Source organism: Mesorhizobium sp. M4A.F.Ca.ET.022.05.2.1 (assembly GCF_003998845.1).
GTDB lineage: Bacteria > Pseudomonadota > Alphaproteobacteria > Rhizobiales > Rhizobiaceae > Mesorhizobium.
In genome coordinates this window covers 1-2,871 of record NZ_RZOJ01000576.1, presented here as the reverse complement: position 1 = coordinate 2,871, position 2,871 = coordinate 1, and the positions used below count along the sequence as shown (strand labels likewise).

Here is a 2,871-nt window from a genome sequence, read left to right as displayed (position 1 = left end):
GGCCGGCGATGAAGGGCTCGACCTTGTCGCCCTTGTTGATCTCTTCGCGGAGCGTGGTGATTTCCAGCTTGCCTGGCGCGAACGCCTCGGCCTGGTCGAGCACCGAAAGCGCCTTGGCCTTGTCGCCCTTGCGAGCGAGGAACGAGGCATAGGCCTGCGCATTGCGCATCCATGTCTCCGGGGCGGCACCGCCGGCGGCGGTGTCCTGGAGCGTCGCGGCGTAGATTTGATCGGCCTTCTCCGACATGCCCGCGGCATCGGCGATCAGCGCGCGGTGGAAAGACTTGAACAGGCCGAACCAGTCGGGGCCCTGCAGCTTGTCGATGGCGGCCATGGCATCAGCGGGCTCGCCGGCGCCTTCCTTGGCCCAGCCACTCATGACGCCGGACAGTAGCCGGTCGAGATCGGATTCGAGCGACAGTTTCAACCAGTACTCAGCCTTGGAGAAGTCCTTCTTGTGGAAGGAATCGACCGCCAGCGCCAGGCGCGAGAAACGCTCGACGTCGGGCACTTCCTTGAGCTTGTCGGCGTAGACGAGCGATTCCTCGAAGCGGCCCTGCGCGATCAGCGACAGCATCAGGCTCTGCTGCAGCGCGGTGTCGCCGGGTGCAAAGGCGAGCGCCTGCTTGTAATAGGCGATGGCGCTGTCGAGGTCGTTGTCGCCTTCGGCGATCCGGGCGGCGAGGTAGGCCCCCGAGAAGGACGTGATCTTGACCGGCTCGGCGGTTTCCTTGGCGTAGGCCGGCAGAGCCGAGATCGCCATGCCCGTCACAATTGCCAGCCCTGCGAGCCAGCGCGCACGTCCTTGCCGCATAGTATCCCTTTCAGCCAGACGCAATCCCCAAGTCGATGGGACCGCCACAGACTCGGTCTTTTCCCGACAAAGCATGGCCTTTTTGGGGTCAGGCTTCAATCCGGGCCGAATTCACAATCGGGTCACCCGATTAACGAACCATGACGACGAAGCATCATAGCAGATCGCGCGACCAACCAACACTCTGACGTCACATAGCTGCTTGCGGCAATGTTGGTGTACAGGTCAGCCCATGCGTAGCCGTGCCAAGCCTGCCTGTGCCGATCGTCCGGGCCAGCAAGTCGGCGGCCGCAGACCCCACCTCAGTTCACTCTGGCGATGCAGAAATCGATGACATCGATCAGCGCCGATTTCTGCGGCGTCGCCTCCAGCGGCGCCAGCGCATCGCGGGCGATCTCGCCGAAATGGCGGGCGCGGCCGATCGTGTCGGCAATCGCTCCATGGCGGGTCATCAGGCCGATCGCCTTTTCGAGGCCCGCATCGTCGGTAACATTGTCCTCGATGGCGCGCTTCCAGAAGGTGCGTTCGGCCTTGGTGCCGCGCCGGTAGGCGAGGATCACCGGCAGCGTCACCTTGCCCTCGCGGAAATCGTCGCCGACATTCTTGCCCAGATCCTTGCTGGAGCCGCCATAGTCGAGCGCATCGTCGATGAGCTGGAAGGCAAGGCCGAGATTCATGCCGTAGGAGCGCAGCGCCGCGCGGTCGTTGCGGGTTGCCAGGGCGATGACCGGGCCGACCTCGGCGGCGGCCGAGAACAGCGCCGCGGTCTTGGCCTTGATGACGGCGAAATGCTCGTCCTCGGTGGTCTCCAGGTTCTTGGCGGCGGCAAGCTGCATCACTTCGCCCTCGGCGATGATGGAAGCAGCGCTGGAGAGGATGTCGAGGGCCTCCAGCGAGCCGACATCGACCATCATGCGGAAGGCCTGGCCGAGCAGGAAATCGCCGACCAGCACGCTCGCCTGGTTGCCCCAGATCATGCGCGCCGTCTTCTTGCCGCGGCGCATTCCGCTCTCGTCGACGACGTCGTCGTGGAGCAGCGTCGCGGTGTGCATGAACTCGACAGAGGTGGCGAGCTTGACGTGGCCTTCGCCGGAATAGCCGAACATCTGGGCCGCGGCGAGCGTCAGCATCGGCCGCAATCTCTTGCCACCGGACGAAATCAGGTGGTTGGCGACCTCGGGGATCATCTCGACGTCGGAACCGGCCTTGGACAGGATCAATTCGTTGACGCGCCCCATGTCGGCGGCCGTGAGATCGATCAGATCCTTGATGGAGGCGGGTTCCCGCTTCCCGTTTTCGATGTTGAGAACGACACCCACCACAGACACTCCCGTCTATTCCAAGCGCACGCGGCACCCTACTCCCGAACCGACTCTAGGGCGGCATCACGGGGCACGGCAAGAGGCGAATTGGCGCGGTTGCGGCCGGCGGCGGCAACGCCCACGTTTACAGGAACGGCGCAACCTGCGATTTTTGTTCCATGATAGAGCTCATCCGCACCAACGATGCCGTGATCATCTCCTTCGTCGAATCGCTGATGCGCGACGCCGGCATCGCCTGCTTCGTCGCCGACCAGAACATGAGCGTGCTGGACGGCTCGATCGGCATCCTGCCCCGGCGTGTCATGGTCGACGCCGACCAGGCGGATGCGGCGCGCCGCATCCTGACCGATGCCGGCATCGCCAACGAGATCCGCCGCAAATAATGGTAGCGTCAACCGCCCTTGCCCCGGACACCCCGGCCCACACGGTCGATGCGTTCCATCGCGGGCGCTTCTGGCTGGTTCAGCCGCGAAGCGGTCATCGTGCCGGCATGGACGCCATGATGCTGGCGGCAGCCGTGCCCTCCTCCTTCGCCGGGCGGCTGGCCGATTTCGGCGCGGGCGCGGGCGCGGCGGGGCTCGCGGTGCTGTCGCGCTGTCCCGCAGCGCGGGCCATGCTGGTCGAATGCTCGCCGGACATGGCCGAATTCGCGGCCGCGACGCTTGCCCACCCCGGCAATGCGCATCTCGGCGACCGGGCCTCGGTGCTGAGGGCCGATGTCGCGCTGTCCGGCAA

At 65.2% G+C, this 2,871-nt stretch carries 3 protein-coding genes and 1 pseudogene; 2 read left to right on the top strand and 2 right to left on the bottom strand.

The window, feature by feature from the left end:
- Both EN745_RS32985 and EN745_RS32980 read right to left on the bottom strand, forming a co-directional pair.
- Nucleotides 1-814 (bottom strand): annotated as a pseudogene (locus EN745_RS32985) (hypothetical protein); the annotation flags it as partial.
- Nucleotides 815-1,116: 302 nt separating this feature from the next.
- Entirely contained in the window at nt 1,117-2,133 is a 1,017-nt protein-coding gene (locus EN745_RS32980; RefSeq protein ID WP_126055968.1) for a polyprenyl synthetase family protein, read from the bottom strand.
- A gap of 161 nt (nt 2,134-2,294) precedes the next feature.
- Here EN745_RS32980 and EN745_RS32975 point away from each other — a divergent pair, with 161 nt between their 5' ends.
- Both EN745_RS32975 and EN745_RS32970 read left to right on the top strand, forming a co-directional pair.
- Nucleotides 2,295-2,519 (top strand): DUF2007 domain-containing protein, encoded by a 225-nt coding sequence (locus EN745_RS32975; protein ID WP_126055969.1) that lies wholly within the window; start codon nt 2,295-2,297, stop codon nt 2,517-2,519.
- A partial coding sequence (locus EN745_RS32970; protein ID WP_145992275.1) for a methyltransferase occupies nt 2,519-2,871 on the top strand: 353 nt, incomplete at its 3' end. The genes EN745_RS32975 and EN745_RS32970, both read left to right, overlap by 1 nt.

What these genes read in the sequence shown, in the direction of transcription:
- EN745_RS32975 (WP_126055969.1), top strand. Translation starts at nt 2,295, where the DNA reads ATGATAGAGCTCATCCGCACCAACGATGCCGTGATCATCTCCTTCGTC.